The organism is Sphingomonas sp. (genome assembly GCF_025362505.1).
In the GTDB taxonomy this organism is placed as follows: Bacteria; Pseudomonadota; Alphaproteobacteria; order Sphingomonadales; family Sphingomonadaceae; genus Sphingomicrobium.
On record NZ_JANYGG010000105.1, the window covers coordinates 1 to 26458 of the forward strand.

A 26458-nucleotide genomic window follows, 5' to 3' on the forward strand; every position below is an offset into this window, starting at 1 on the left:
GTACCGCCAGACGATGTATTATGTGGTGATCAAGGCGATCGTGCAGGCGTTGCGCGGCCCGCGCGTCGGCTGGAGTTCGATCGCGCGGAGCGGCAAAGTACAGCTCGGGACGCACCGCGCGGGATAGCGCGGGGACGTGGGCCTGGCGACAGCCTTGATCCTGCCCCGCCGGGCGTTGCCTGGCGCCGAGGCCGTGGGCCAGTCACTGGCGCGTTCGTGGCTTCGGGGGCCGCCGCGAGACCCTCAAGAACGACAACAGCAATAGTTCGGGCGGTCGCCTGAGCAACCGCCCTTATGGCATTACAGAATGTTCGCCGGACAGTCAGCCGGTTTCGTAGGGCGACTGTCGGTAAGTGGCACCACCCCATTTGGATACAGTGCGGTCGCCCGCTCCCGACATCCTCAGTTGCCGGCGGGACTATTCCTGAACGTGGTCGCCGTCGCGCAGACCGGGGGATCGTCTTCGATCCGGAAGACGCGCGGATCAGCGCTCGGCGCAACGTAGGTCACATAGACTTCTGCCCCTGCGGCACTGGTCGCTTGCTGGGCGTCATCATGTCCTTCGACGAACACCGCGCCATTTGACGAGCCGGGGCCATAGGACTTCGAACTGCAATCGGATTGCGAAAGAGTCACAAGGCCAGTCTTAACGGCGACTATGATGAACCCGGGATGGTGATGCCATCCGCTGTAGGCGCCGGCAGCGAACGTGAGCTTTTGGATCCGAACGTCGGTCGGGCCCTTGGTCTGGAACTTGATGCGGTCGCTGTTGATGTGGCCCTCCGCGTCATTGTCCGCCGTTACCAGCACCACAGATGCGATACCGGAGGGAGGCGAGGCGAGTGCCGGTACTGCAATCAAAGCAGCCGAAATCAATGTGACAGTCGAGAGGCCGAGCGTGACGAATTTCCTGCGTGGATGAGTCATGTTTCAACTCCCTGTTGCCAGTGCCGGCACCAGGAGGGCTCCACTATTGAAGTCAGCCCGGCCAGCCGCTGGTGATTCTCGTGAGGGAACCGGAAGAGCAAAGGAACCTGGCTGGACTTAAACCAGCACTATCCGACTCGGTCGCGATTAATAAAACATTAACCAATATGAGCAAACGTGTCTAGGTTTTGGAGACAAGGCATCCGCACGCCCTAAATTTATTTGATTGTTTCTGGACAACCAGCGCCGTGAGAGAATGATGCGAGGCGCCGTTTCGCGCGTGGTGACGCTCGCGGCCGCAGGTTCCCACCGATCGCGGCCGTTCTCCCTGCCAGGAACTTCGAACTACCCCGCCCGGCGCTGCTTGGCGCTGAGGCCGTGGGCCAGTTCGCTGGCGCGTTCGTAGCTGAGCGGCCGGCCGAAGAGGTAACCCTGAATGATGTCGCAGCCCAGATCGCGCATCCGTTCGAAGTCCTGCGCGGTCTCGACTCCCTCGGCGGTAACCGACATGCGGAACGATTTGGCGAGCTGGACGATCGACTGGATGATCGCGACATTTTCAGGACGGGTGCCGGCTTCGCGGACGAAGCTGCCGTCGATCTTCAATTTGTGGAACACGGCCTTGTTCAAATAGCCGATCGACGAATAGCCGGTGCCGAAGTCGTCGAGCGCGATGCCGACGCCGAGGCTGCGGAGGCGTTTGAGGACATCGATCGTCGCGCTGCTGTCGCCGATGAACACGCCTTCGGTGACTTCGAGCTCGAGCCGGTTGGCCTGGACCTTGTGGCGGGCGAGTGCCTGGCTGACGAGGTTGGGCAGCGCTGGCTGGGCCATCTGCTTGGGGCTGATGTTGATCGCGATCGTAATCGGTTCGGGCCAGGTCGCGATCGCGCGGCAGGCTTCCTCGATGACCCACTCGCCGATCGTCGGCATCAGGCCCGATTCTTCGGCAACCGGGATGAACACGAACGGCGGGACCAGGCCGCGCTGCGGGTGGTTCCAGCGGATCAGCGCCTCGAACCCGACCAGCTTCTGATTTTTCGCCGCGATAAGCGGCTGGAACAGCAAGTGGAACTGGCCGAGCGCGATCGCCTGGCGGAGGTCCGATTCGAGGCGGACGCGGTCTTCCTGTTCCGACTGCAATTCGGACGAGAAATATTTGGCGACGCCGCGCCCGGCGCCCTTGGCCTCGTACAAGGCAAGGTCGGCCTTGAGGATCAGGTCGTCGACCGTCGCGCCGTCGATCGGGCCGAACGCGCAGCCGATCGACACGCCGATCATGATCTCGGTCTGGTCAATCATGTAGGGCTGGGCGATCGAGCGGATGATGCGGTCGGCGAGGCCTTCGATCTTGCGGCGGCTCTGGGCGTCCATGATGACAATGGCGAATTCGTCGCCGCCCATCCGGCCGACATGGCCGTCAGCGCCGACTTCGTCGCACAGCCGCTTGGCGACCGCCTGCAGCACGGCGTCGCCCTTGGGATGGCCAAAGGTGTCGTTGACCGGTTTGAAGCCGTCGAGGTCGAGAAACAGGATCGCGCACGGCACATTGCCGGCCACCGCCACGCGGAGCGACTCGCCGAGCAGCTGGCGGACGCGGCCGCGGTTGGGCAGGCCCGAGAGGACGTCGACGTTGGCGAGATGGGTCAGACGTTCCTGGGTGTGGCGGACCTCGGTGATGTCCGAGCCGACCCCGCGGAAACCTTCGAAGCGGCCGGCGGTGTCGATGATCGGGTCGCCCGCGATCGACACCCAGCGCGGACCGCGGGCGGTCGCCAGTTCCATCTCGAGCGAGGTGAAGGTCTGCTTCTGGAGCAGTACGCGGCCGAGCTCGGCATGGCCGCCGAGCAGCGACGGCAATGAATGGCCGAGGATCTGCGCCGATGGCCGGCCAAGCAGCGCGGTCATGCGCGAGCTGATGTAGGTGACGCGGTTGTCGGCATCGACCTGCCACAGCCAGCCAACGCCGCGCTGCTCATATTCCTGAAGGAGGAGCGAGGCGGATTCGCTCTGGCTGCCGATGTCGGCATTGGTCTTGAGCTGCTGGAATGCCCAACGCGCGATCGCCAGCACGCCGAACACCGCAACGCCAAGCGTGAACAGGATCGCCATCATGTGCTGGAACGGGATCGAGGCGCGGCCGATCAGCAGCTCTACGCTGAGCCCGACGACGAACGCGGTGAGCCAGGTTGTAGCGCAGGCCGGGACGACGATCAGCGCGAGCGCGGCGGTGCCGAGCGCGGCGGTGAGCGAGGCGATGATCAGCTGCTCGTCAAGCTCGAGGCCAGCGAACAAATAGATCGGGAGTGACAGCCACAGCGCGCCGCGCGCCGCGATTTCTCCGGTCATCAGCAGGTGCGGCACCTTGCGACCCGAGCGGCCGACATTGGTGATCGCCTGGTTGCGGGCGGCCTGGGTGGCGAGGATATTGGCGCCGATGACCGCGCCGGCCCAGCCGAGGAGGTAAGCGACTGGCGCCGCGCTCCACAGAGCAACGACGGCGCACAGCATCGAGACGACATTGGCAATGGCGAAGAACAGCGCCAGCTGGCCGCGCGAAATAAGCTGGATATCACGCAGCGGCGATCCAGAATCGTCGGATATCTGGTTGGTCAGGCCCAACGACTCGCCTCCCGGGAGCCGGGCCGAGACCATTCTTTTGTAACGATCAGGTGCTTCGTACATTCCGCGTCCACTCGGTTAAGCCAAGCGGACTAACGCAGGGACAGTTTAAGGCAGGTTAAATTCCCTGGTGCCTGTCGTCATTTCGTCAGGTTGAGCGGGTCGAGCCACGCGAAGCGGAGTTCGCTGTTGTGGCTCACACTTAGCCCGAAGCCGTCGTCGAGCGCGGCGAGGCGTCCAGCGGTTCCACGCGGCGCGATCGGGTGCTCCACCGGCGGCAAAGGCAGCGACGGATCTGTCTTGCTGGGCGAAGGCGGTGGGATCGGCCGGCTCCGCATTGGCGGGGATGCCGGGCTTGTAGATCCATTCCTCGAGACGCAGTTTTTGCTCGCGGAATTGGTCGTTTTTGACGAGATTCGCACGGATGTCGGCAAGGACAATCGACGGGGTGACCGGCTGGAAAGCGTGGCGGTCGAAATAACCCTTGAGGTAAGCGTCGAATTTATCACGTCCGACGATGGCTTCGATCATCCGCAGGAAAGCGGCGCAGGCCCTACTTCTTGCGCGTGAAGTCGACCGCGACGACGTTGGAGCCGTCGTCGACCGGAGTGACGGTCGGGCTGTCGTTTTCGGGCGGCTCGGGGGATTCATGGTCGGCCGGAGCGCCGCTGGCCTGGAACTTGAGGCTGAAATCGACCGCCGGATCGACGAAATCGGTCACCGCGGCGAACGGCACGACCAAGGTCGAGGGGATTCCGCCGAACGACAGGCCGACCGAAAAATGATCGTCGTCGACCTTCAGGTCCCAGAAGCGGTGCTGGATGACGATCGTCATCTCGTCGGGGAAGCGTTCCATGAGGTGCTTGGGGATCGAGACTCCGGCGAGGCGGGTCTTGAAGGTAATGTAGAAATGGTGGCCCCCGGGCAGCATCCCGGTTGATTCGACCTCACGCAGCACGCGCCCGACCACGTCGCGCAGCGCTTCCTGCACGATCTCGTCGTAGGGAATGAGGCTTTCAGGCGTGTCGTCGACCATTTCTTCGTGGTAGCGCCGACGCTGTTGCGGTCAAGCCAAGAGACTCACCGATGCCCATTGATGCCAGCCTGCCTTACGACGAAGCGAATATTTTCGCGAAAATCCTGCGCGGCGAGGTCCCGTGCAACAAGGTTTACGAGGACGAGCACGCGTTCGCGTTCCACGACATCAACCCGCTGGCGCCGATCCATGTGCTGGTGATTCCCAGAGGCGCCTACGTTTCATGGGACGATTTCACGCTGAAGGCGGGCGACGAGGAAATCGCCGGCTTCGTCCGCGCGGTCGGCGAGGTGGCGCGGATGACGGGAGCATCGGCGCAGGGCTATCGCCTGCTCGCCAACATCGGCAAGCGCGGCGGGCAGGAAGTACCGCACCTGCATGTCCATCTATTCGGCGGGGCGCCATTGGGGCCGATGCTGAGCCGCTGAGCCGGGTCTCCTGGAACGCTAAGGGATTGCACGCTCGCCTTTAGCCGCTAGGCTCCGCGCCAAACATGCTGCCGCGTCCACGAGGCGCGAACCGAAGGGAATGCCATGCTGTTCGACCGCGTAAAGTCACTCGACGCTATCCTTGCGACCGCCGAGAAAAAGGGGCTGCACCGCTCATTGGGCGCGTTTCAGCTGACCATGCTCGGTGTCGGCGCGGTGATCGGCACCGGGATTTTCGTGCTGACCTCCGAAGCCGCGCAGAAGGCCGGCCCGGGGATGATGCTGAGCTTCATGATCGCCGGCTTCGTCTGCGCGGTCGCGGCACTGTGCTATTCGGAACTCGCCTCGATGGTCCCGGTGTCGGGATCGGCCTACACCTATACCTACGCCGTGATGGGCGAGTTGATGGCATGGATGGTCGGCTGGGCGCTGGTCCTCGAATATGCCGTCGGCGCATCGGCCGTGGCGGTTGGATGGTCGGGCTATTTCGTCGGCTTCATGGCCCATATCAACGACTTCCTGCCATTCATCCCGAACATCGTGATCTCCAAGGAATTCGCGGTCGGGCCGAGCCAGGGCGGGCTGATCAACCTTCCCGCAGTGACCATCTCGATCCTCGTTACGCTGCTGCTGATCCTCGGCACGACCGAGAGCGCGCGGGTCAATGCGGTGCTGGTGCTGATCAAGATTACCGCGCTGACGCTGTTCATCGCGCTGACCGTGCCGGTGATGAAGGGGGCCGAGTTCCACCCCTTCCTGCCCAATGGCTGGGGCACGATCGGCGTCGTCGGCGCCGCCTCGTCGATCTTCTTTGCCTATGTCGGTTTCGATGCGGTTTCGACCGCCGCCGAGGAAACCAAGAACCCGCAGCGAAATGTCCCGATCGGGCTGATCGGAAGCCTGCTGATCTGCACCGTCTTCTACCTGCTGGTCGCGGCCGGCGCGATCGGTGCGATCGGTGCGCAGCCGGTTGCCGGGCTGGGCGGCGAAGTCCTCTCCCCCGGGTCGAGGGAACTCGCCGCGCGCTGTGCCGCGATCGTCGCGAGCGGCGTAAACGAGCCGCTTGCCTGCAGCCACGAGGCGCTGGCGCACGTCCTGCGCAGCGTCGGCTGGACCAAGATCGGTAACCTGATGGGGGTCGCGGCGTTCCTCGCGTTGCCATCGGTCGTGCTGATGATGATGTTCGGCCAGACCCGCGTGTTCTTCGTCATGGCGCGCGATGGCCTGCTTCCCGCGAAGCTTGCCAGCGTCCACCCGCGGTTCAAGACACCGCACGTCGTCACTGCCTTCACCGGCATCGTGGTGACGCTCGCCGCGGCCTTCCTGCCGGTCGGCAAGCTCGCCGATTATTCGAACTCGGGCACGCTGTTCGCGTTCATGATGGTGGCGATCGCGGTGCTCGTGCTGCGCCGCACCGATCCCGGCCGTCACCGCCCGTTCCGGACCCCGGCGATCATGGTCGTCGCGCCGCTGGCGATCATCGGCTGCATTGGGCTCTACCTGTTCCTGCCGTTCCTCGCCCAGATGGTGCTGTTCGGTTGGGGCGCGATCGGGCTGGCGATCTATTTCGGCTATAGCCGCAGCCGCAGCCATGTCGGGCGCGGGCTGGTCGAGACGCACGAACTCGACCCCGACGCCCCACCGCAGCCGGTGCCGCCGATGCCGGGCGCACACACCCCGGGGATCAAGGACGCCTGACCGGAGGCTGACGTCGTGTTTGGGCTTAGCCGCGCCGCGCGCTATATCGGGGCAATGAGCGGCACGGGCAGGCACGGCTGACATGGCGAGCGACGGCGCACGGCTGATCGACGGGCCGGTTGCGGCGGACGGTGGACAGGCGGGAGAAGCCCTGCCGCCGCCAACCCGTCATCCGCGCGCTCCGCGCAGCGGCGGCTTTGGAGGCAGCAAGGGGCCCGCCGGCCCAATTCTCGAGACGGTCAAGCTCGACAGCCCGTTCTTCGATGACAAGAACCGCGCTTTCTGGGTGCTCCAGTCGGCCGGCTGGACGGGCTATTTCATCCTCCGCAGCTTAAGCGGAATCGCCAATTCGATGGGCCTGATGTTCCTGGTCCATACGCTGCTTCTGACCGCGACCGGCTATTCACTGACGCTGTTGATGGGGTCGCTCTATCGCCGGCTGATCCAGATGCGCCCGCTGTGGACGGCGGCGCTCAGTCTCGGCACGGTGGTGATCGCCGCGGCGGTGTTCTCGTTCATCGAGACGTGGAGCAACGCGACCTTTGTGCGGCCCGACGCGCGGCCGGTCGGGATCGAGTATCTCGGCGCGATCCTGCTCGACTTCGCGCTGCTCGCGGCGTGGTCGGCGCTGTACTACGGGATCAACTATTATTTGCTGCTCGAGGAGGAGATCGAGCAGCGCGAGGCGATGGAGAGCCAGGCGAGTTCGGCCCAGTTGGCGATGCTGCGCTATCAGCTCAATCCACATTTCCTGTTCAACACGCTCAACTCGATCTCGACGCTGGTGCTGCTTCGCCAGACCGAGCGGGCCAATGCGATGCTGTCGCGATTGTCGTCGTTCCTGCGCTACACGCTCGCCAACGAGCCGACCGCGCAAGTGACGCTGGCGCAGGAGGTCGAGACCCTGAAACTTTATCTCGAGATTGAGAAGATGCGGTTCGAGGAACGGCTGCGCCCGCATTTCAGGATCGATGCCGAAACGATCGGTGCGCGACTGCCCTCGCTGCTGCTTCAGCCGCTGGTCGAGAATGCGATCAAATATGCGGTGACGCCGAGCGAAGACGGGGCCGATATATGGATCACCGCGTCGCGCGAAGGGAGCTGCGTGCGGATCGAGGTGGCCGACAGCGGAGCGGGAGAAGGGAGCCACGGCATGGCGACCGAGTCGACCGGGGTCGGGCTCGCCAATATTCGCGACCGGCTGACCCAGGCATACGGCGCGGCGCATGGATTTCAGAGCCGGTCGAACGATAAGGGGGGTTACAGCGTTATCCTCGAAATTCCGTCCGAGAGCGAGTATCGATCATGACCATCCGCACCATCCTCGTCGATGACGAGCCGCTCGCCACGCAGGGACTTCAGCTAAGGCTGCAGGCGCATGACGACGTCGAAATCATCGCCACCGCCGCCAATGGGCGCGAGGCGATCCGCGCGATCAAGACCGACAAGCCGGACCTCGTGTTCCTCGATATTCAAATGCCTGGCTTCGACGGGTTTTCGGTGATTCAGGGCGTGATGGAGGTCGAGCCGCCGCTATTCGTGTTCGTGACGGCTTATGGCGACCATGCACTGCGCGCGTTCGAGGCGCAGGCGGTCGATTATCTGATGAAGCCGGTCGAGGAAGATCGTCTGGCGGCAACGATGGACCGGGTGCGTCAGCGGCTCGCAGAGCGGCGCGGGGCGGTCGAGGTCGAGCGACTGAAGGAGGCGCTCGAGGAACATGCCCCCGAAGCAGCGGAGACGCTCGCCGAGGACAGCGCGGCGGAGGGTCCGGCGGCGAACCGCTTCGAGAAAATGATCAACATCCGCGACCAGGGGCAAATCTTCCGCGTCGATGTCGACACGATCGAGCGGATCGATGCGGCGGGCGATTACATGTGCATCCAGACCGGAGACAATACGCTAATCCTGCGCGAGACGATGAAGGACCTCGAGAAGCGGCTCGATCCGCGTCGCTTCCAGCGGGTGCATCGCTCGACGATCGTCAACCTCGACCTTGTCAAGCAGGTCAAGCCGCATACCAACGGCGAATGTTTCCTGGTGCTCGGTTCAGGAGCGCAGGTGAAAGTATCGCGATCGTACCGCGATGTCGTCGCGCGATTTGTGCATTGAGCAAATTTGCCGCCTTCGCCGCCCTGCATGTGCCGGGGGACCCGGTGGTGCTCTATAATGTGTGGGATGCGGGGAGTGCGAAGGCGGTCGCGGCGGCGGGGGCAAAGGCGCTTGCGACGGGGAGCCATCCGGTGGCCGACGCCAATGGCTGGCCCGACGGCGAGCAGGTGCCGCTGGACTTCGCACTGGCCAATGCGGAGCGGGTTGTAAGCGCGGTCGACCTGCCGGTAAGCGTCGATTTCGAGGGGGCCTATTCGGTTATTCCTGCACTGGCCGCCGCCAACGTCGCCCGCCTGAGGGCAACCGGCGCGATCGGGTGCAACTTTGAAGATCAAGTGATCGGCGGCGAAGGGCTTCATTCGCGTGGCGAGCAGACCAGGCGGATCGCTGCGATCCGCGACATGGTCGGCAGTGAATTCTTCATCAACGCGCGGACCGACCTGCTGCTGAAGTCCCACGATAATCACGACGCGTTGATCGGCGAGGTGATCGATCGGGGGAAGGCCTTTGCCGACGCCGGAGCGAGCGGCTTTTTCGTACCCCGCATCGCCGATCCGCGGCACATCGAGCGGGTGGTTAAGGCGGTGCCGCTGCCCCTCAACGCGATTGCGTTTCCGGGTGCGCCGGCACCCGCTGTGTGGGCGCTCGCCGGCGTGGCGCGGATCAGCCACGGGCCGTTCCCGCACCGGTCGCTGATGAACCAGCTCGAAGAGGCCGCGCGGGCCGCGATACCGGGCTAAACGGTCGCCCGGCGTTGCCATGGCCAGCGGCGGGCAGGACCTGATTTCAGAACGTTGCGGCGGAACAGGCCGGCGCCAGCGCGCAGGATCAGCGTGACCCATAGCCCTTGCCACGCGAGCGCGGCGAGATGGGGCCACAGGACATCCTGTTCGGCGGCGCGAGCGATCATGGTGAAGGGCGAGGACAAGGGAAAGATCGCTGCGGCGAGCCCGCGCGGCTCGTCAAGATGGCCGACCGCGGAAGCGCCGAAGAAATAGATCGCGCTCTGGGCGAGAACAACGGGCATGTTGATCGTCTGAATCTCGCGCACGCTGCCCGCCTGGCTGCCGATGGCGAGGAAGACCGAGCCGATGAGCAGGTAGGCCATCGAGAAATAAGCGACGGTGAGCGCGATGAAGACGGGCCAGCCGATGGCCGGGGCTGGCAGCGCCGCGAGCCCGCCGGTCGACCAGATCGAGATAGCGATGGCGCCGGTGACGACCCACACCGCGATGCCGACGAACGAGATGGCGAGCATCGCAAACAGCTTGCCGACGAAGATCGCCTCGACCGGGACAGCGGCGGCCAGAATCTCGATCGCCTTGTTCGATTTCTCCTCGATCAACTGCGACAGCACCGCGCCGGCGAGGAGGATGGTCAACAGGAAGATGATTGTCTGGCCGGCGCGGGCGGTGAGGCCGCGCGCGCTTGCGAGCGTTCCGCCCGAGCGCTCGGTCGAGACGACCGCGATGCTGGGCGCGGGTGGGCTGCGGTCGGCGGCGTCGGCGCGGGCGTCAGCGATGATATGGTCGAGTTGAGCGACGGTGGTGCCGTCGGAATGGACAGTGCCGGTGAGGCGCGGCGCGGTGCCGAGACCCTCGAGCACCGCCAGAACCGGGGGTTTCCTCTGAGCGAGCAACTGGGCTCGTTGTCCGGCAAGGTTGGGCTCGGGATCGGCTCGGATGAGCTCGACCGGGGCGTCGCCAGCAACCGCCGCAAGACGCGCGCGCGCCGCCGCGAGCGGAGCAAAGTCGGCCCGGCTGGCGATGACTGCGACAATCGGCTTGGCGTTGTCCTCGGCGAGCTTCGCCCCCATCCCGCCGAAGCCAACTCCCATGGCGACCGGGAAAAGCGGGCCCAGCAAAAACAGCAGGAAGGTCTTGCGAAGGACGGTCGCGGTGAAGTCGCGCCGGGCGATGACGAAAGCGGCGCGAATGATTTCGGGAAGCCTGAAGCCCGCCATCACGCGGCCTCCGCCTGGGGTTCGTTCATGGCGCGGGCGGCTGCTTCGCCGGCGATGGCGACGAACGCGTCGTGGAGGCCCGGGCGCTCGATCGCAAGGGTTTCGATCCCGGCGCCGCCGTCGAGCAGGGCGCGAAGGAGGGGCTCGGGCCCGCCTTGCGGAAGCTCGAAGGTCCATTCGGCGCCGTCGAGACGCGCGGTGGCGGGAAGCGCGGCACGCCACGGGCCGTCTGGCGAGCGGGTGCGCAGACGGACGATTGGGCGGAGGCGGTCGCGCGCCTCGTCGACCTCGCCTTCGAACGCGACCTTGCCCTCGGCGATGATGGCGACCCGTTCGCACAGGCGTTCGGCGTGAGCGATGACGTGGGTCGAGAAAATGACCGTGGTGCCCTCGGCAGCTTCGCGGCGGATGAGTGCCTCAAGCTTGGCCTGGTTGATCGCGTCGAGCCCGGAGAAGGGTTCGTCGAGGACGATCAGGCGCGGCTTGTGGACGAGCGTGCCGAGCAGTTGGACGGTCTGCGCCATGCCCTTCGACAGGTTGCGGATCGGTTTGTCGGCCCAGGCGCCGAGGCCATGGCCTTCGAGCAGTTGGCGCCCGCGGCGCTTGCCTTCGCGCAACGGGAGCCCCCGCAAAGCGCCCATGAAGGCGATCGCGTCGACCGCGTGCATCGAGGGATAAAGGCCGCGTTCTTCGGGGAGGTAGCCGACCTCGCGCGCCGCCTCGATCGGGCGCGCGCGGCCAAGCAGCGTCGAGCTTCCCGACGAGGGGTCGATGATCCCGAGCAGCATGCGCAGCGTGGTCGTCTTGCCCGCGCCATTGGGGCCGAGAATGCCGTAGATTGCGCCGACCGGAACCGACAGGCTGACCCCGTCGACCGCTCGCTTGTCTCCGAAATCCTTGACGAGATTTTGCGCGGTCAGCGCGAGCCCAGTTCCACTCATGGCGGCAACTGGTAGAGGGTCGAGGTTAAATGACAATGAGCATCGAAAGCCGAATTCGCGAAAAAGCCGCCGAGCTGGGGTTCGTCGCGTGCGGCTTTGCGCGGGCCGATGCGGCACCCGAGGCCGGAGCGGGGCTGCGCGAGTGGCTTGCCGAGGGGCGACATGGCGGGATGGGGTGGATGGAGGCGCGGGCCGACGAGCGGGCGTCCCCGAACGGGCTATGGTCCGAGGCCAAGTCATTGATTGCGCTGGGAATGTCTTACGCGCCGGCAAGCGATCCGATGGCGCTGGCCGACCGGAAGGAACGCGCGCGCATCTCGGTTTATGCGCAGGGCGGGGACTATCACAAGGCGGTCAAGAAGGGCTTGAAAGCGCTCGGGCGGTGGCTGGCCGAGGAGACGGGGTGCAAGCTCAAGGTGTTCGTCGACACCGCGCCGGTGATGGAGAAACCGCTGAGCGCGGCAGCGGGGATCGGGTGGCAGGGCAAGCACACCAATCTGCTCAGCCGCGAGCATGGCAACTGGCTGTTCCTCGGGATCGTGATGACCAGCCTAGAGTTGGTCCCCGATGCGCCGGCAAGCGATCATTGCGGGTCGTGCACACGGTGCATCGCGGCGTGCCCGACGAGGGCGATCACCGGCCCCCACCGGATCGATGCGCGGCGGTGCATTTCCTACCTCACGATCGAGCCTCACGGGCCGATCCCGACCGAGTTTCGAGAGGCGATGGGCAACCGGATTTACGGCTGCGACGATTGCCTGGCGGTGTGTCCGTGGAACCGCTTCGCCGAGAGCGCGCAGGCGAACCGGGCGTTCCTGCCGCGGGCGGAACTCGCGGCGCCGGCGTTGGGGGATTTGCTGAGCCTGGATGAGGCTGGGTTTCGCGAGATGTTCGCGGGATCGCCGATCAAGCGCATCGGCTGGGCGCGAATGATGCGCAACTGCCTGATCGCGGCGGGGAATAGTGGGCAAGCAGAGTTGCGGGCAAGGGTCGTCCGTTTTGCGGTGAGCGACGACCCCGTGATCGCCGACGCGGCGGGGTGGGCGCTCGCCCGACTGGCCTAGCGCGAACCCTCGATCGCAGCTTCACAGCCCACTTGGTCGGTGTCGGCACCACTTTTCAAGCGGGTATCGACGTGGGTGACTCGCTCGACGCCCTGCCCGCTCGGCGGTGCGTAAAGATAGGCGTCGAGGACGCAGCCGCCGCCGCGATACTGTAGCTTGAGCCCGGGGCCTTCGCGGACCTGAAGGCTGGGCGCGCCGAACAGCTCGCCGAGCTCGGGCGCGGCGAGGCCGAGGAGGCGGCCGTGCTGGTGGGCGCTTTGGCGGGTTGGGACGGGGGTGGGGGCGGGGGCCGGTGTTTCGCTGGCGCAGGCGGCGAGGAGGAGGGTGAGGGCGGGGGCGAAGCGGCGCATGCAGCTGTTGCTAGCCGGTGCGCGCGGTTGTGTCATCGCCCGCCGCCCGCTAACCGCCGCGCATCTTTTCTCCGCAGGATTTCCCCATGACCGACAAGCCCCTCGACGTGCTCGCCATCGGCAATGCGATCGTCGACGTGATCACCGATGCCGACGATGCCTTTCTGGCCGCCCAAGGGCTCGACAAGGGGTCGATGCGGCTGATCGATCAGGGCGAGGCGGTGCGGCTTTATGGCGAGATGGGGCCGGGGCGTGAAAGCAGCGGCGGGTCGGCGGGGAACACGGTTGCCGGGATTGCGGCGCTCGGGCTGAAGGCGGGTTTCATCGGGCAGGTCGCCGATGATGAGTTGGGTCGGATCTATGCCCATGACCTGCGCGCGACGGGAGTGCAATTTACTACCCCGGCGCGCAGCGATGTCGGAGCCAGCGCGCGCTGCCTGATCCTGGTCACGCCCGACGCGCAGCGGACGATGAACACCTTTCTGGGCGCAGCGCAGCGGCTGCCCGCGACGGCGATCTCGGCGGCGGAAGTCAGTTCCGCGAAGATCCTCTATCTCGAGGGCTATTTGTGGGACCCGGAAGAGCCGCGCGCGGCGATGGAAGCGGCGATCGACGCGGCGCGGGCGGCGGGGACGAAGGTCGCGTTTACGCTCTCCGACAGTTTCTGCATCTCGCGCCACCGCGATGGGTTTCTCAAGCTGATCGACGACGGGCGGATCGATATCTTGTTTGCCAACGAGGACGAGATTCTGGCGCTGTCGGTTGAGAGCGACTTCGAGGCGGCGGTCGCGGCAGTGGCGCCCAAGGTGTCGGTACTGGCGGTGACGAGGAGCGAAAAGGGGGCAATTGCGGTCGCCGGGGCGGAGCGGGCGGAAGTCGCCGCCGAGCCGATCGAGCGGCTGGTCGATACGACTGGCGCGGGCGACCTGTTCGCCGCTGGCTTTCTGGCGGGGCAGGCGCGCGGGCTAAGCCTTGAGACGTCGCTCAAGCTGGGCGCGATTGCCGCGGCCGAAGTCATCCAGCATTATGGCGCGCGGCCCGAGGCGGACTTGCGGATGCTCGCGGGCAACCTGCTTTCATGAAACGAGGGAAACGGACATGACCGCCACGCGCAGCGAGACCGACAGTTTCGGAGCGATCGACGTCCCCGGCGACTGCTATTGGGGGGCGCAGACCGAACGATCGATCCACAATTTCCCGTTCGGGGCGAGCGAGCGGATGCCGGTCGAGATTGTCCACGCGCTGGGCTTCGTCAAGCAGGCGGCGGCGCGGGTCAACGCACGCATTGGCGGGCTCGACGCTAATCTCGCCGAGGCGATTCAGCAGGCGGCGGCGGAGGTTGCGAGGGGCGATCTCGATGGCCAGTTCCCGCTGGTCATCTGGCAAACCGGGAGCGGCACCCAATCCAACATGAACGCCAACGAGGTCATCGCCGGGCGCGCCAACGAGGCTCTGGCAGGGACGAAGGGCGGCAAGTCGCCGGTTCATCCTAACGACCATGTCAACAAGGGCCAGTCGTCGAACGACAGCTTCCCGACCGCGCTGCACATCGCCGCGGCGCGCGGGGTGGCGGACAAGTTGTTGCCCGCGCTGCGGACGATCCATGCCCGGCTCGACCAGCTGGCCAGGCGGTGGGACCATATCGTCAAGATCGGTCGCACGCATTTGCAGGACGCAACCCCGCTTACGCTGGGCCAGGAATTCTCGGGCTATGCGCAGATGATCGCGGACAATATCGCGCGGGTCGAGGGGGCCATGCCGCGGCTGCTCCGCCTCGCGCAGGGTGGAACCGCGGTAGGCAGCGGGCTCAACGCGCCCCAAGGCTTTGCCGAAGCCTTTGCCAAGGAGATCGCCAACCTCACCCGGCTCGACTTCACCTCGGCGCCGAACAAGTTCGCCGAGCTCGCCGCGCACGATACTTTGGTCGAGCTGTCCGGGGTGATGAACGTCATCGCGGTGTCGCTGAGCAAGATCGCCAACGACATCCGTCTGCTCGGATCGGGGCCGCGCTGTGGGCTTGGCGAATTGAAGCTGCCCGAGAACGAGCCTGGCAGCTCGATCATGCCGGGCAAGGTCAATCCGACCCAGTGCGAGATGCTGACGATGGTCGCGGCGCAGGTCATGGGTAACCATGTCGCAGTGACGATCGGAGGGTTGCAGGGGCATCTGGAATTGAACGTGTTCAAGCCGCTGATCGGCGCGAATGTGATCCGCTCGATCAATTTGCTGTCGATCGGGATGGTCGGGTTTACCGAGCGGGCGCTCGACGGGCTCGAGGCCGATGAGGGGCGGATTGCCGAGTTGATGAACAAGTCACTGATGCTGGTCACCGCGCTCGCGCCCGAAATCGGCTATGACAATGCCGCGAAGATCGCCAAGCACGCCCACCAGAAAGCGCTGACGCTGAAGCAGGCGGGGATTGAGCTGGGACTGGTCGACGAGGCGACCTTCGACCGGGTGGTAAAGCCCGAGGCGATGCTGGGGCGCTGATGCGCAAAAGCCGCATTTTAAAAGCGCAAATTGACCCGCGCGCCGACGTTGTCGATGCCGGGGTTCTGGCGGCTGAACAGGGTGGCCTGGCTTAGGTGGACCCAATGTGCTTCGAACGAGGCGCGGTGGTTGAGCTGATAGCCGACGCCGAGTTCGGGTTCGAACAGGATGCGACTGCCCAGCGCGATGGTGCTGGGATCATCGAACTTTCCCGCCGAGCCATCGTGGATGGCAAGGCCGAGGCCGGGGCGGACGTACAATGTCTTGCCCAAGCGCCATGACAGGCCGGCGGCGGCATAGCTGGTATCGCCGGCGGTGTTGAACGCGCCGAACGCATAGGGCTGGAGGCCCAGCCGGGGGAAGAGACGGCCACCGCGGAAGCCGAGCTGGAGGTCGAACCCTCGTTCGCGTCCGCCTTCGAGGCTGAAGGGGGAATGGACGGCGTGCTTGTAGACTCCGCCGAACAGTTCTGCGGCGTGGGCCGGGGCGGCTGCGGAGAGCGCCGCGAGGATGGTTAGCGGGACGGTGACGCGAAGGGTGGTGAGCATGCGCAAGTGCGTATGCCGCAACATCTTTCGGACGAGTGAACGCTCGTCGTCAAGCCCCGGATTGCCACGTGCGGATGGCGTCTACGGGGTGGAGCAACATGATGATGTTGAGAGTCAGATTGTCGCGGATGACGAACAGGGGGATGAGCTCCAGCAGGACGACGCCGCCGATCGACGCCCAAAGGGGCAAGCGGCGGGCAAGGAGGAAACCGGCGATCATCATGACGATGTCGCTGACCGAATTGAGCACGCTGTCACCCGAATAACCGATCGCGGCGGTCGCGCTGCGGTAGCGATTGATGATGATCGGGCTGTTTTCGGCAATTTCCCACGCGGATTCGATCAGAATCGCGGTCGACAGGCGGGTCGCGACGGGCAGGCGACGGGCGGCGAGCCACAGCAGCCCGAAGAACAGGAAGCCGTGGACGATGTGGCTCGCGCTGTACCAGTCGGCGAGCATCTGGCTGGTCTCGGGGCTGGTCGAGGAGGAGACCCACAGCGTCACGCGGCCGCAGGTGCAGATCGGCGGGCGACCCATCGCCAGCAGGATTGCGGCGGCGGCGAGGACGAGGAGGAACGGGGCAAGCCACGGGCGTGAACGGGTCATGGGGGAAGGCTAGGGCCGCGCGCGGCGCTTGCCAATTGCGCAATGGCGCGCAACACAAGCGCTCGATGCTCCGCCTGTTTGGCCCCAACTGCGACGGATCGCCGGTCGAGGTCGGTGCTACGACGCGTATCCCCGACGATGTCGTGTGGATCGACCTGCTCGAGCCGACGCGAGAGGAGGAGGCGTTGGTCGAGGCCTTCATCGGGTCCAACGTGCCGACGAGGGCCGACCTCGCCGAGATCGAGCCGTCAAGCCGACTCTATGAGCGCCAAGGCACGCTATACCTGACGATGTCGACCCTGACCGGAATCGACGAGGGCGATCCCAGCTCGTCGCCGATCGGGTTCATCCTGACACCCGGCCACCTCGTAACAGTGCGCTATGCCGATCCGCGCCCGTTCCGCCTGCTCGCGGAACATTTGAAGCGCGAGCCCGACCTGGCGACCGACGCGTGCCATTTGTTCGTCCGCCTGCTCGACGCGGTGGTCGACCGGCTGGCCGACGAGATCCAGCGGGTGGCCGCCGAGATCGAAAAAATCTCGCGGCAGATTTTCCAGAAGGACCTGGAGGATCGGCGAATCCCCGCGGCGCGGCTGACCGCGATGCTGACGCGGATCGGGCGGGCGCAGTCGTTGCTGGCGAAAATCCGCGAGACTGCGGTCAGCACCAGCCGATTAATCCACTTCCTCGCCGCGACCAACCGGGTGCGGCGGCTCGAGGACGAGCGCGATCATGTCGGCAGCCTCGCCGCCGATATCGCCGCGCTGATCGATCATTCGAGTTTCCTCAGCGAGCAGCTGACCTTTCAGCTCGATGCGTCGCTGGGGTTGATCTCGATCGAGCAGAATGCGGCGATGAAGCTGTTCAGCTGGGCGGCGCTGGTGTTCCTGCCGCCGACACTGGTCGCCGGGATCTATGGCATGAACTTCGACCATATGCCCGAGCTTCACTGGTTTTACGGCTATCCGATGGCGCTGGGGATCATGCTGGTCAGCGGGATCGCGCCGTGGCTGTACATGCGCAAGCGCGGCTGGATCTAATCCACCAATCGTGACGCCGACGCAACCGATAAGGGCAGGGCGCGTTGCAGGGCGATGGCACGGAACGGGAAAAAGAGCAGGATCGTCGAGATCGGCGGTAAAGTGTCCGAATGGGTCTCGAACCTGTTCGCGCACCCCTACATGCAGATTGGGGTGATCGCCTTCTGCATCAGCTGGTTCGTGCTGAAACTCGACACCAACCTTCTCACCGCTGCGCTGTCGATCATGGCGATCACGCTGACCCAGATGGTGCTCAACCGCCAGACCGAGCGCGAGATCGACGATCGTCGCCGTGACGTCGCAATGCACGCCAAGCTCGACGAGTTGCTGATCGCGATGAACGGCGCGCGCGACGAGATGGCGGGGATCGAGGATCTCGAGGAGGAAGAGATCGTCGAGCTCAAGGAAAATATCCAGGACAGGTTCGAGGTGCTCAACGAGGAACTCGAAGAGCGTGCCGAGGAAAAGGGCGCGCGAGCGGCTGTAGCTTCCTAGGCCTTTGCTGCGATGCGAAACGGTTGCTAAGGCGCCCGCACCCCCATCTCTCGAGCCAAGCGAGTAGCGCGCCATGATCCCGACCGGCCAGGACAGCCTTCACACCCGCTCCATGCTGGACGTCGGGGGCAAGCGGTTCGCCTATTACTCGCTCGCCAAGGTCGGGGCGGCGCTCGGCGATGTGTCGCGCCTGCCTTATTCGATGAAGGTCCTGCTCGAGAATCTGCTGCGCTTCGAGGACGGGGTGACGGTCACGCGCGACGACCTACAGGCGATGGTCGACTGGCAAAAGGAGCGCAAGATCAGCCGCGAGATCCAGTATCGCCCGGCGCGCGTCCTGATGCAGGATTTCACCGGGGTGCCGGCGGTGGTCGATCTGGCGGCAATGCGCGACGCGATGAAGAGCCTCGGCGGCGACCCCAAGAAGATCAACCCGCTGGTTCCGGTCCACCTAGTCATCGATCATAGCGTGATGGTCGACGAGTTCGGTACCCCGCAGGCGTTCGAGGATAATGTCGCGCTGGAATATCAGCGCAATGCCGAGCGCTACGAGTTTCTGAAATGGGGCAGCCAGAGCTTTGACGACTTCCAGGTCGTCCCGCCCGGGACCGGCATCTGCCATCAGGTCAATCTGGAGAATCTCGCCCAGACGGTGTGGACCTCGGTCGACCAGTCGGGCGAGATGGTCGCTTATCCTGATACGCTGGTCGGCACCGATAGCCATACGACGATGGTCAATGGGCTGGGCGTGCTCGGCTGGGGGGTCGGCGGGATCGAGGCCGAGGCGGCGATGCTGGGGCAGCCGGTGTCGATGCTGATCCCCGAGGTTGTCGGTTTCCGCCTGTCAGGGGCGCTGTCCGAAGGGATCACCGCGACCGACCTGGTGCTGACCGTCACCCAGATGCTGCGCGCCAAGGGCGTGGTCGGCAACTTTGTCGAATTTTACGGGCCGGGAATGTCGGCGCTGGCATTGGCCGACCGCGCGACGATTGCCAACATGGCGCCCGAATATGGCGCGACCTGCGGCTTCTTTCCGATCGACGAGCGGACGATCGAATATCTCAAGCTGACCGGGCGCGACGACGAGCGGATCGCGCTGGTCGAAGCCTATGCCAGGGCACAGGGCATGTGGCGCGACGACGCGGCGCCTGAGCCGCTGTTCACCGACAGCCTCGAGCTCGACCTGGCCTCGGTCCAGCCATCGCTCGCGGGGCCCAAGCGCCCGCAGGACCGGGTCGTGCTGCGCGATGTCGACGACCGCTTCAACGAGGAGCTGGAGACGACCTACAAGAAGGCGAGCGACCCGCGCGTCGCCGTCGAGGGGGCGGACCACGACCTTGGCAATGGCGATGTCGTCATTGCCGCGATCACCAGCTGCACCAATACGTCGAACCCGTCGGTGCTGGTCGCGGCGGGACTGGTCGCGCGCAAGGCCCGCGCCCTGGGCCTGACCCGCAAGCCGTGGGTCAAGACCAGCCTTGCCCCGGGTAGCAAGGTCGTCACTGATTACCTCGATGCCAGCGGGCTGACCGAGGACCTGAACGCGATCGGGTTCAACCTGGTGGGCTATGGCTGCACGACCTGCATCGGCAATTCGGGGCCACTGGCTGCGCCGATCTCCAAGGCGATCACCGACCATGACCTGGTCGCGGTCAGCGTGTTGTCGGGCAATCGCAATTTCGAGGGGCGGGTGTCGCCCGACTGCCGCGCGAACTATCTTGCATCGCCGCCGCTGGTGGTCGCCTACTCGCTGCTCGGCACGGTGCGCGCCGACATCGCCAGCGATCCGCTCGGCAAGGATCGCGACGGCAACGACGTATTCTTGAAGGACATCTGGCCGACCAACGACGAGGTCCGCAGCCTGGTCGACGCGCACGTTCACTCGACCATGTTCCGCCAGCGCTATGCCGACGTGTTCCGCGGCGATGCGCGTTGGCAGGGGATCGCGGTGACTGGGGGCGACACCTACAAATGGCCCGCAGCATCGACCTACATCGCCAACCCGCCCTATTTCGAGGGGATGACGATGACCCCCAAGCCGCTGACCGACATCGTCGATGCGAAAACGCTGGCGTCGTTTGGCGATTCGATCACCACCGATCACATCTCGCCGGCGGGATCGATCAAGCTCGACAGCCCGGCGGGGCGCTATCTGCAGGACCATCAGGTCAGCCGCGCCGAGTTCAACAGCTATGGCGCGCGGCGCGGTAATCATGACGTGATGATGCGGGGGACCTTCGCCAACATCCGTATTCGCAACCGCATGCTCGCCGGGGTCGAGGGCGGGATGACGCGTTATGCACCTACCGGCGAAGAGCTCGCGATCTATGACGCGGCGATGAAGTATCAGGCTGACGGGACGCCGCTGGTGGTCCTTGCGGGCAAGGAATATGGCACCGGATCGTCGCGCGACTGGGCGGCGAAGGGCACCATGCTGCTTGGCGTGCGCGCGGTCATTGCCGAAAGTTTCGAACGCATCCATCGCTCTAACCTCGTCGGGATGGGCGTGCTGCCGTTGCAATATGAGCAGGGTTTCGGCGCCGAGACGCTTGGGCTCGATGGCAGCGAAAGCTTCACCATCACCGGCGTTGCCAATCTCGAGCCGCGCCAGGACGTGACGGTCGAAGTGACCAAGGCTGACGGCACGAAATCGAGCTTCACCGCGCGGTGCCGGATCGACACGTACAACGAGCTCGAATATTTCCGTGCGGGCGGAATCCTGCCGTTCGTCCTGAGGAACCTGGCGGCGTGAGCCAAGCCGCTGCGGTCAGCGGATCGTGTCATTGCGGCGGGGTGGCGATCCGGCTGGCCGAGCGACCCGACCAGGTCACCGATTGCAATTGCACGCTATGCACCGCGCTCGGCTGGCGGCTGGTCTATGGGACGTCGGACACCATCACGATCGACGGAGAACTCGATCAATATGTGCGCAGCGACCTGGCGGAGCCGTGTCTGCGGGTCATGCGCTGTCGCCACTGCGGCGTGGCGACCCATTGGGAGCCGCTGACCGCGCCGCCACACGACCGCATCGGGGTGAACGCGGCATTGCTCGATGACCCGGGGATCGCGGCGCTTCCCGTGCGCGTAGTCGACGGGCTAAGCTGGCCGAAATGACCGATGCCCTGCTGTTTGGGATCGCCGGCTGGAGCGGCGCGGTCCTGATCGTCGCCGCTTATGGGCTGCTGACCGCGGGCAAGCTTGCAGCAGGGGGGGCGGCCTATCAGTGGCTCAATGTCGTGGGTGCGGTTGGGGTTGGCCTCAACGGATGGTGGAACAGCGCGCTCCCGTCGGTTGCGCTGAACGTGATCTGGGCCGGGATCGGGCTAGTCGCGCTTATTCGGTTGGGGCGAGCGCGGGCTCCAGCCAGCCGGGAATGATCGCGTCGGCGGGGATCGCGTCGAGGCGGGCGTGGACCACGGCGAGACCAAGTTCGGGGTAGAAGGCGCGCGCTCGGGCGGGCATGTCGGTAGTCGGCACGACGAACAGGCGGCGGTTGACCTTGCTTCGCCAGTTCATTCGTGCGGTGTTTTCCTGGCCGACGAAGCAGCCCTTGGTGAAGCTCACCCCGTTCAGTTCGGCGGCGCTGCATTCGAGCCACAGCAGGTCCGTAAGTTCGGCCCCTTCGGCGACTCCAAGACGGAGGCGGTGTTCGTCCCATCCGGTGACGGTGGCATCGGCGGGGGCAAGCCAGCGCCAGCCGAGATCGGCAAGACGGGGGTCGGGCACGCCCTGCCCCGCCTCACGCGACCAATGCACGGCCAACGCCTCGTCCCGATCGATCGTGATCGGGCGGCGGAGGCGGTACATCGACAGGCGGCGGATCAGCGCGTCGGCGTCGTTTGCGGCAACGTCGAGCAGGAAATCGTCCTGGTCGGCCCACACGCAGAAGTCCGCGATGACCTTGCCCTGCGGGGTAAGCAGCGCGGCGTAGACGGGGAGATCGCCAGTGACGCTGTTGCTGACCAACCCGTCGAGAAACCCGCGCACGTCGTCACCGGACAGGCGGATCACGACGCGGTCGGCGAGGGTGGTGGCAATCATGGTGGTGCGGTAGGGACCGCGGTGTGACTATGCAAAGCCTGACCATCCGCCGCCCTGACGATTGGCATGTCCATTTGCGCGACGGGGCGATGCTCAAGGCGGTTGCGCCGTTCACCGCGCGTCAGTTCGCCCGCGCGATCGTGATGCCCAACCTGTCGCCGCCGGTGACCAGCTTGGCGGCGGCGTCGGCCTATCGAGAGCGGATCGTCGCGGCGGCTGGGCCAAAGACCGGAACGCGCTTCACGCCGCTGATGACCTGCTATCTGACCGACGACGCCAACGCCGACGAGATCGCGCGCGGCCATGCGGAGGGCGTGTGGGTCGCGGCGAAGCTCTATCCGGCCAACGCGACCACCAACAGCGCGCATGGCGTGACGGACATCCGCAAGCTGTGGCCCACGCTCGAGCGGATGCAGGCGATCGGCATGCCATTGCTGGTCCATGGCGAAGTGACCGACCCGGACATCGACATCTTCGACCGCGAGGCGGTGTTCATCGATCGCGTGCTGGGCGGGCTGGTGCGCGATTTTCCGGCGCTCAGGATCGTGCTCGAACATATCACGACGGCCGAGGCGGCGCAGTTCGTCGCCGATGCCCCCGCGACCGTCGCCGCGACGATTACGCCGCAGCATCTTCACCTCAACCGCAACGCGCTGTTCGCCGGGGGTCTTCGCCCGCACGCCTATTGCCTGCCGGTCGTCAAGCGCGAGAAGCACCGTCTCGCGGTGCGCGCGGCGGCGGTGTCGGGTTCGCCGAAATATTTTCTCGGCACCGACAGTGCGCCCCACGCGGTCGACGCGAAGGAAGCCTCGTGCGGGTGCGCGGGGATCTTCAACGCCCCCTTCGCGCTCGAAAGCTATGCGGTCGTGTTCGACGAGGAAGGCGCGCTCGACAAGTTTGAGGGATTCGCCTCGGAGCATGGACCGCGCTTCTATGGGCTCCCGCTCAACGAGGGCGAGGTTACGCTCGAACGGCGAACGGCCGTCGTTCCCGACCGGGTCGTCGACCTCGTGCCCTTCCATTCCGGAGGGACACTCGGGTGGCAAATGTCGAGGAGCTTGCCGTAGCGGCAACCGAGGCGCACACTCCCGGCTTGGCAAGGGGAGCAAGATGATGACCAAGTCCGCGAAATTCGCATTGATAGTATTGGTTGCGGCCGCGCCGGCGATGGCGACCGATTTCACCGTAACGGGCACCTACAGCGACGGTATTTCGCGCTACCTCCACATCGCAACCGGTGACCTCGACGGCGACGGCACAAACGACGACGGTGTGCTGCGGCTGGCGTGCAGTGGCGGCGCGGTTAGTCATGCGTGGATCTATGCGCCGCGGGAAGCCGGGAGCGGGATGGCGACCGGCAAGCGTCAGCACGGGTCGGTTACGTTCATCAAGGAATGGGGCGCCGCCTCGCCGCAGATTGCGGCGGTCAAGGGCGGATACGACCTCAAATCGGGGACCAAACGCGGCTCTCCCGGCACTGCGAGCTGGGATCTCGCGACGAACAAGGGCGGCCGCGTTGGCAAGACGATGGCGATGGACGACTGGAGCGAAGTCACGGTTACCAAGCTCGACGCGGCCTGCTCGCCGGGCGGCGGGATGCCGGTCGTCAAATAAGGCTGCTGCCGCCGGGCGCGGCGCCATGCCCGCTGATGCCGATGACCGATCCGAAATGGCGCTCGACCGCCGCATAGCATTCGCACGCCTGTCGCTCGAGGCCTTTGCGGTCGAGGATTCGAATCGCGCCCCGGCTGTAGGAAATAAGTCCCAACTCCTGCACCTGGCGAGCAACCGCGTTGACCGTCGTGCGCTGCACCCCGAGCAGCGCGGCGAGCGATTCCTGGGTCAGCGCCAGCCGGTCGCCGCCGATGCGGTCCTGCGCGGTCAGCAGCCAGCGTGCGGCCCGCGCTTCGATCGAGTGAAACGCGTTGCAGGCGACCGACTGCATCACCTGGACGAGCAGAAAGTCGGCGTAGCGGCAGAACAGATTGCGCAGGAACGGCGAGTTTGCCTTGACCGTCTCAAGCGCATCTAGCGGGATGACCAGCGCCGGCCCGGCGATCTGCACCTCGGCGTGGCTGTAGGCAGGGACATGGCCGCAGCTGACGATCCCGCCGACCGCACCTTCCTTGCCGATCGAGGCCACCTCGACCGAGCGGCCGCCATCGAGTTCGACAAGCATGGAGATCATCAGCGAATCGAACGGAAAGACGCTTTGGGTGACCGCCTTGCCGGCGTTGAGCACCGAATCGCCGCGCTGATAGTCAACAATGCGGGCAAGGGGTTCGACCTGTGCCCGCACTTCGTCGCTGAACGTGGCGAGTAGCCGATTTCGGTCAAAGGCCATGGCCATGCGCGCGATCTCCCGGTCGATCTATCTGTCCATTCGACGCTTCGCGACGCACGTTCACAAGGGATTTCGCCGAACGGCTCGCGCTGCCCATTCCTGAGACAGTAGTTACGCTCACGTTTCGACCGCAAACAAGTGCCTATTTAACAAATACTTGGCCCCGATGCTAAGTCGCATAATAGACATAAAGTTATGCGATGTTCGAGTGCGGGGTGACATGCGGTTGAACCTGCCAGCCCGCTTCGCTACAGCGCAGTCGCCGCGAACGGTCGGGAGACGTGGGTGAGTGGCTGAAACCAACGCTTTGCTAAAGCGTCATACGGGAAACTGTATCGAGGGTTCGAATCCCTCCGTCTCCGCCATTTTGCCTTACGCCGACGTTCTTAGCCGTCCGAAAATACAGGCTATGCAGCTGAAATGGTTTGATAATTGTTCATAGCCGCCCGTGCTAGTTCGCCCCCATTCGAAAACGACTGTGGGGTTAGATGTGGGGCTAGCACTGGCCGAGGGGGTTCAAAAGCTCTCTCTCCGGCGCTATATTCCTCGTATGGGAAAGCTCAGCTTAGACATGATCAAGGGGCTGTCGGAACCCGGCCGCTATTCTGATGGCGATGGCCTCCTGCTCCAGATCTCGCCATCCGGCGGCAAGAGTTGGCTGATGCGTATCCAGATCAACGGGCGGCGCCGTGACATTGGGCTGGGGGAAGTTCGCCATGTCAGCTTGCGCAATGCTCGCCTTGAGGCCGCCGCGATTAAGAAGCTCGCCGCATCCGGCGTCGATCCGCTTGAAGAGCGGCGAAAGGTTCGGGTCATCGTTCCGACCTTCGAAGAGGCCGCCAAAATGGCGCACGCCGAATTGGTCAAGAGCTGGAAGAACGGCAAGCACACGAAGCAATGGCTGAAAACACTGGAGCTCTACGCGTTCCCCAAGCTCGGGAAGCTCAAGGTCGATCAGATCGATGGCCCGCTAATTCGTAATGTTCTAGCGGAAATCTGGCTCGACATACCTGAAACGGCCCGACGGGTTAGACAGCGTATCGGTACGGTCCTCGACTGGGCCTATTCGAGCGGCTTTAGAGCGACCGAGGCGCCGACGCGCTCGATCTCAAAGGGACTTCCCCGCCAACCGAAGAAGAAGGGCCATTTCGCAGCGTTACCTCATTCGGAAGTCCCCGCCTTTCTAACGGATCTGCGCAAGCGGGGGATTTGCGCCAGCAGGCTGGCACTTGAAGTTGCGATTCTGACTGCGACCCGTTCGGGGGAAGTAAGGGGAGCAAGGTGGTCGGAACTCAACGAGGATCTATCCTTGTGGACGGTGCCTGCCGAGCGAATGAAGGCGGGTGTCACGCACGTCGTGCCACTTTCACACCAAGCTGCTGACGTTTTCCGAGCGGCGAAGACGCTTCGCCAACTGGGTTGTGACCTGATCTTTCCCAGTGCTTTGTCCGGCTCGCAGTTGTCCGATATGGCGCTACTGCAGATGGTTCGTGGCCTCGATGTCCCAGCCACAGTGCATGGGTTTCGGTCGAGCTTCAGGGACTGGGTTGCTGAGGAAACCGATGTGCCGCGCGAGATTGCCGAAGCTGCGCTCGCTCATACGCTCGAAAACAAAGTGGAGGCAGCGTATCGCCGCACCGATTTCTTGGCCAAGCGTCGGACTTTGATGGATCAATGGGCGAATTACTGCCTCCCGCCTAAGGCCGCCGGGCCGCAGCGAGCGTTACAAAGGACGTCCGCGGTCGACCGGGA

27 protein-coding genes and 1 tRNA gene are annotated in these 26458 nt (G+C 64.9%); 17 read left to right on the forward strand and 11 right to left on the reverse strand.

The genetic code is table 11. The annotated features are described in order from the left end of the window. Positions 1-402 precede the first annotated feature (402 nt). From Q0R27_RS09985 to Q0R27_RS10000, 4 genes are all read right to left on the reverse strand, one after another. A complete protein-coding gene (locus Q0R27_RS09985; RefSeq protein ID WP_293943944.1) occupies positions 403-927 on the reverse strand; it encodes a hypothetical protein in 525 nt (174 codons plus the stop codon). A gap of 345 nt (positions 928-1272) precedes the next feature. Next, positions 1273-3549: a GGDEF and EAL domain-containing protein gene (locus tag Q0R27_RS09990; RefSeq protein ID WP_293943946.1), complete on the reverse strand. Its 2277-nt coding sequence runs from the start codon at positions 3547-3549 to the stop codon at positions 1273-1275. A gap of 108 nt (positions 3550-3657) precedes the next feature. Then, positions 3658-4080, reverse strand: a complete 423-nt coding sequence (locus Q0R27_RS09995; RefSeq protein ID WP_293943948.1) for a hypothetical protein — start codon at positions 4078-4080, stop codon at positions 3658-3660. A gap of 22 nt (positions 4081-4102) precedes the next feature. Continuing rightward, positions 4103-4585, reverse strand: a complete 483-nt coding sequence (locus Q0R27_RS10000) for a ClpXP protease specificity-enhancing factor SspB (protein WP_293943950.1) — start codon at positions 4583-4585, stop codon at positions 4103-4105. A 50-nt stretch (positions 4586-4635) separates the two neighbouring features. On the opposite strand from Q0R27_RS10000, the gene Q0R27_RS10005 reads away from it, so the two are divergent. The 5 genes from Q0R27_RS10005 (at position 4636) to Q0R27_RS10025 (ending at position 9563) form a co-directional block, all read left to right on the forward strand. Next, the gene (locus Q0R27_RS10005; RefSeq protein WP_293943952.1) at positions 4636-5013 is read left to right on the forward strand and encodes a histidine triad nucleotide-binding protein; all 378 of its coding nucleotides are present in this window, start codon (positions 4636-4638) and stop codon (positions 5011-5013) included. A 105-nt stretch (positions 5014-5118) separates the two neighbouring features. Further along, positions 5119-6711 (forward strand): amino acid permease, encoded by a 1593-nt coding sequence (locus tag Q0R27_RS10010; protein WP_293943954.1) that lies wholly within the window; start codon positions 5119-5121, stop codon positions 6709-6711. 82 nt (positions 6712-6793) lie between these two features. Then, positions 6794-8020 carry a histidine kinase gene (locus tag Q0R27_RS10015; RefSeq protein ID WP_293943965.1) on the forward strand — a complete coding sequence of 409 codons (1227 nt, stop codon included), beginning with the start codon at positions 6794-6796 and terminating at the stop codon, positions 8018-8020. Further along, on the forward strand, positions 8017-8823 hold the full coding sequence (locus tag Q0R27_RS10020) for a LytTR family DNA-binding domain-containing protein (RefSeq protein ID WP_293943967.1): 807 nt from the start codon (positions 8017-8019) through the stop codon (positions 8821-8823). The genes Q0R27_RS10015 and Q0R27_RS10020 overlap by 4 nt, the downstream gene beginning before the upstream one ends. Continuing rightward, on the forward strand, positions 8820-9563 hold the full coding sequence (locus Q0R27_RS10025) for an isocitrate lyase/phosphoenolpyruvate mutase family protein (RefSeq protein ID WP_293943968.1): 744 nt from the start codon (positions 8820-8822) through the stop codon (positions 9561-9563). Before Q0R27_RS10020 ends, Q0R27_RS10025 begins: the two co-directional genes overlap by 4 nt. Here the strand turns inward: Q0R27_RS10025 and Q0R27_RS10030 are convergent. Together Q0R27_RS10030 and Q0R27_RS10035 are read right to left on the reverse strand one after the other, a co-directional pair. Beyond that, positions 9560-10786: an ABC transporter permease gene (locus Q0R27_RS10030; RefSeq protein ID WP_293943969.1), complete on the reverse strand. Its 1227-nt coding sequence runs from the start codon at positions 10784-10786 to the stop codon at positions 9560-9562. The genes Q0R27_RS10025 and Q0R27_RS10030 overlap by 4 nt on opposite strands. Then, a complete protein-coding gene (locus Q0R27_RS10035) occupies positions 10786-11727 on the reverse strand; it encodes an ATP-binding cassette domain-containing protein (RefSeq protein ID WP_293943971.1) in 942 nt (313 codons plus the stop codon). Before Q0R27_RS10035 ends, Q0R27_RS10030 begins: the two co-directional genes overlap by 1 nt. Positions 11728-11756: 29 nt before the next feature. Between Q0R27_RS10035 and queG the strand changes: the two genes are divergently transcribed. Continuing rightward, positions 11757-12791 (forward strand): tRNA epoxyqueuosine(34) reductase QueG, encoded by a 1035-nt coding sequence (gene queG, locus Q0R27_RS10040; protein ID WP_293943973.1) that lies wholly within the window; start codon positions 11757-11759, stop codon positions 12789-12791. Here the strand turns inward: queG and Q0R27_RS10045 are convergent. Next, the gene (locus Q0R27_RS10045; RefSeq protein ID WP_293943997.1) at positions 12788-13141 is read right to left on the reverse strand and encodes a hypothetical protein; all 354 of its coding nucleotides are present in this window, start codon (positions 13139-13141) and stop codon (positions 12788-12790) included. The genes queG and Q0R27_RS10045 overlap by 4 nt on opposite strands. Positions 13142-13227: 86 nt before the next feature. Here Q0R27_RS10045 and Q0R27_RS10050 point away from each other — a divergent pair, with 86 nt between their 5' ends. Both Q0R27_RS10050 and fumC read left to right on the forward strand, forming a co-directional pair. Continuing rightward, complete coding sequence (locus Q0R27_RS10050) at positions 13228-14223, forward strand: adenosine kinase (protein WP_293943999.1); 996 nt, start codon at positions 13228-13230, stop codon at positions 14221-14223. 16 nt (positions 14224-14239) lie between these two features. Continuing rightward, the gene (fumC, locus tag Q0R27_RS10055; RefSeq protein ID WP_293944001.1) at positions 14240-15631 is read left to right on the forward strand and encodes a class II fumarate hydratase; all 1392 of its coding nucleotides are present in this window, start codon (positions 14240-14242) and stop codon (positions 15629-15631) included. 17 nt (positions 15632-15648) lie between these two features. Here fumC and Q0R27_RS10060 read toward each other — a convergent pair whose 3' ends face one another. Then, positions 15649-16179, reverse strand: coding sequence for an acyloxyacyl hydrolase (locus Q0R27_RS10060; RefSeq protein ID WP_293944003.1), 531 nt, complete (start codon positions 16177-16179; stop codon positions 15649-15651). Between the two features lie 49 nt (positions 16180-16228). Next, the gene (locus tag Q0R27_RS10065; protein WP_293944005.1) at positions 16229-16786 is read right to left on the reverse strand and encodes a DUF2585 domain-containing protein; all 558 of its coding nucleotides are present in this window, start codon (positions 16784-16786) and stop codon (positions 16229-16231) included. 65 nt (positions 16787-16851) lie between these two features. Here Q0R27_RS10065 and Q0R27_RS10070 point away from each other — a divergent pair, with 65 nt between their 5' ends. From Q0R27_RS10070 to Q0R27_RS10090, 5 genes are all read left to right on the forward strand, one after another. Continuing rightward, positions 16852-17826 carry a magnesium transporter CorA family protein gene (locus Q0R27_RS10070; RefSeq protein ID WP_293944008.1) on the forward strand — a complete coding sequence of 325 codons (975 nt, stop codon included), beginning with the start codon at positions 16852-16854 and terminating at the stop codon, positions 17824-17826. Positions 17827-17880: 54 nt separating this feature from the next. Next, positions 17881-18321 (forward strand): low affinity iron permease family protein, encoded by a 441-nt coding sequence (locus tag Q0R27_RS10075; protein ID WP_293944010.1) that lies wholly within the window; start codon positions 17881-17883, stop codon positions 18319-18321. 73 nt (positions 18322-18394) lie between these two features. Continuing rightward, positions 18395-21073: an aconitate hydratase AcnA gene (acnA, locus tag Q0R27_RS10080; protein WP_293944012.1), complete on the forward strand. Its 2679-nt coding sequence runs from the start codon at positions 18395-18397 to the stop codon at positions 21071-21073. Beyond that, positions 21070-21435 (forward strand): GFA family protein, encoded by a 366-nt coding sequence (locus Q0R27_RS10085; RefSeq protein ID WP_293944014.1) that lies wholly within the window; start codon positions 21070-21072, stop codon positions 21433-21435. Before acnA ends, Q0R27_RS10085 begins: the two co-directional genes overlap by 4 nt. Further along, complete coding sequence (locus Q0R27_RS10090; RefSeq protein ID WP_293944016.1) at positions 21432-21698, forward strand: hypothetical protein; 267 nt, start codon at positions 21432-21434, stop codon at positions 21696-21698. The genes Q0R27_RS10085 and Q0R27_RS10090 overlap by 4 nt, the downstream gene beginning before the upstream one ends. Here the strand turns inward: Q0R27_RS10090 and Q0R27_RS10095 are convergent. Next, positions 21655-22362, reverse strand: a complete 708-nt coding sequence (locus Q0R27_RS10095) for a folate-binding protein (RefSeq protein ID WP_293944018.1) — start codon at positions 22360-22362, stop codon at positions 21655-21657. The two genes, Q0R27_RS10090 and Q0R27_RS10095, sit on opposite strands and share 44 nt — an antisense overlap. A gap of 29 nt (positions 22363-22391) precedes the next feature. Here Q0R27_RS10095 and pyrC point away from each other — a divergent pair, with 29 nt between their 5' ends. Next, the gene (pyrC, locus tag Q0R27_RS10100) at positions 22392-23429 is read left to right on the forward strand and encodes a dihydroorotase (RefSeq protein WP_293944020.1); all 1038 of its coding nucleotides are present in this window, start codon (positions 22392-22394) and stop codon (positions 23427-23429) included. 43 nt (positions 23430-23472) lie between these two features. Continuing rightward, on the forward strand, positions 23473-23976 hold the full coding sequence (locus tag Q0R27_RS10105; RefSeq protein ID WP_293944022.1) for a hypothetical protein: 504 nt from the start codon (positions 23473-23475) through the stop codon (positions 23974-23976). On the opposite strand, the gene Q0R27_RS10110 is transcribed toward Q0R27_RS10105, so the two are convergent. Further along, positions 23969-24712 (reverse strand): Crp/Fnr family transcriptional regulator, encoded by a 744-nt coding sequence (locus Q0R27_RS10110; RefSeq protein WP_293944024.1) that lies wholly within the window; start codon positions 24710-24712, stop codon positions 23969-23971. The two genes, Q0R27_RS10105 and Q0R27_RS10110, sit on opposite strands and share 8 nt — an antisense overlap. 269 nt (positions 24713-24981) lie before the next feature. Here Q0R27_RS10110 and Q0R27_RS10115 point away from each other — a divergent pair. Together Q0R27_RS10115 and Q0R27_RS10120 are read left to right on the forward strand one after the other, a co-directional pair. Beyond that, positions 24982-25071 (forward strand) — tRNA-Ser (locus Q0R27_RS10115). 206 nt (positions 25072-25277) lie between these two features. Next, positions 25278-26458, forward strand: a 1181-nt coding sequence (locus tag Q0R27_RS10120; RefSeq protein ID WP_366080193.1) for an integrase arm-type DNA-binding domain-containing protein, incomplete at its 3' end; no start/stop codon positions are given.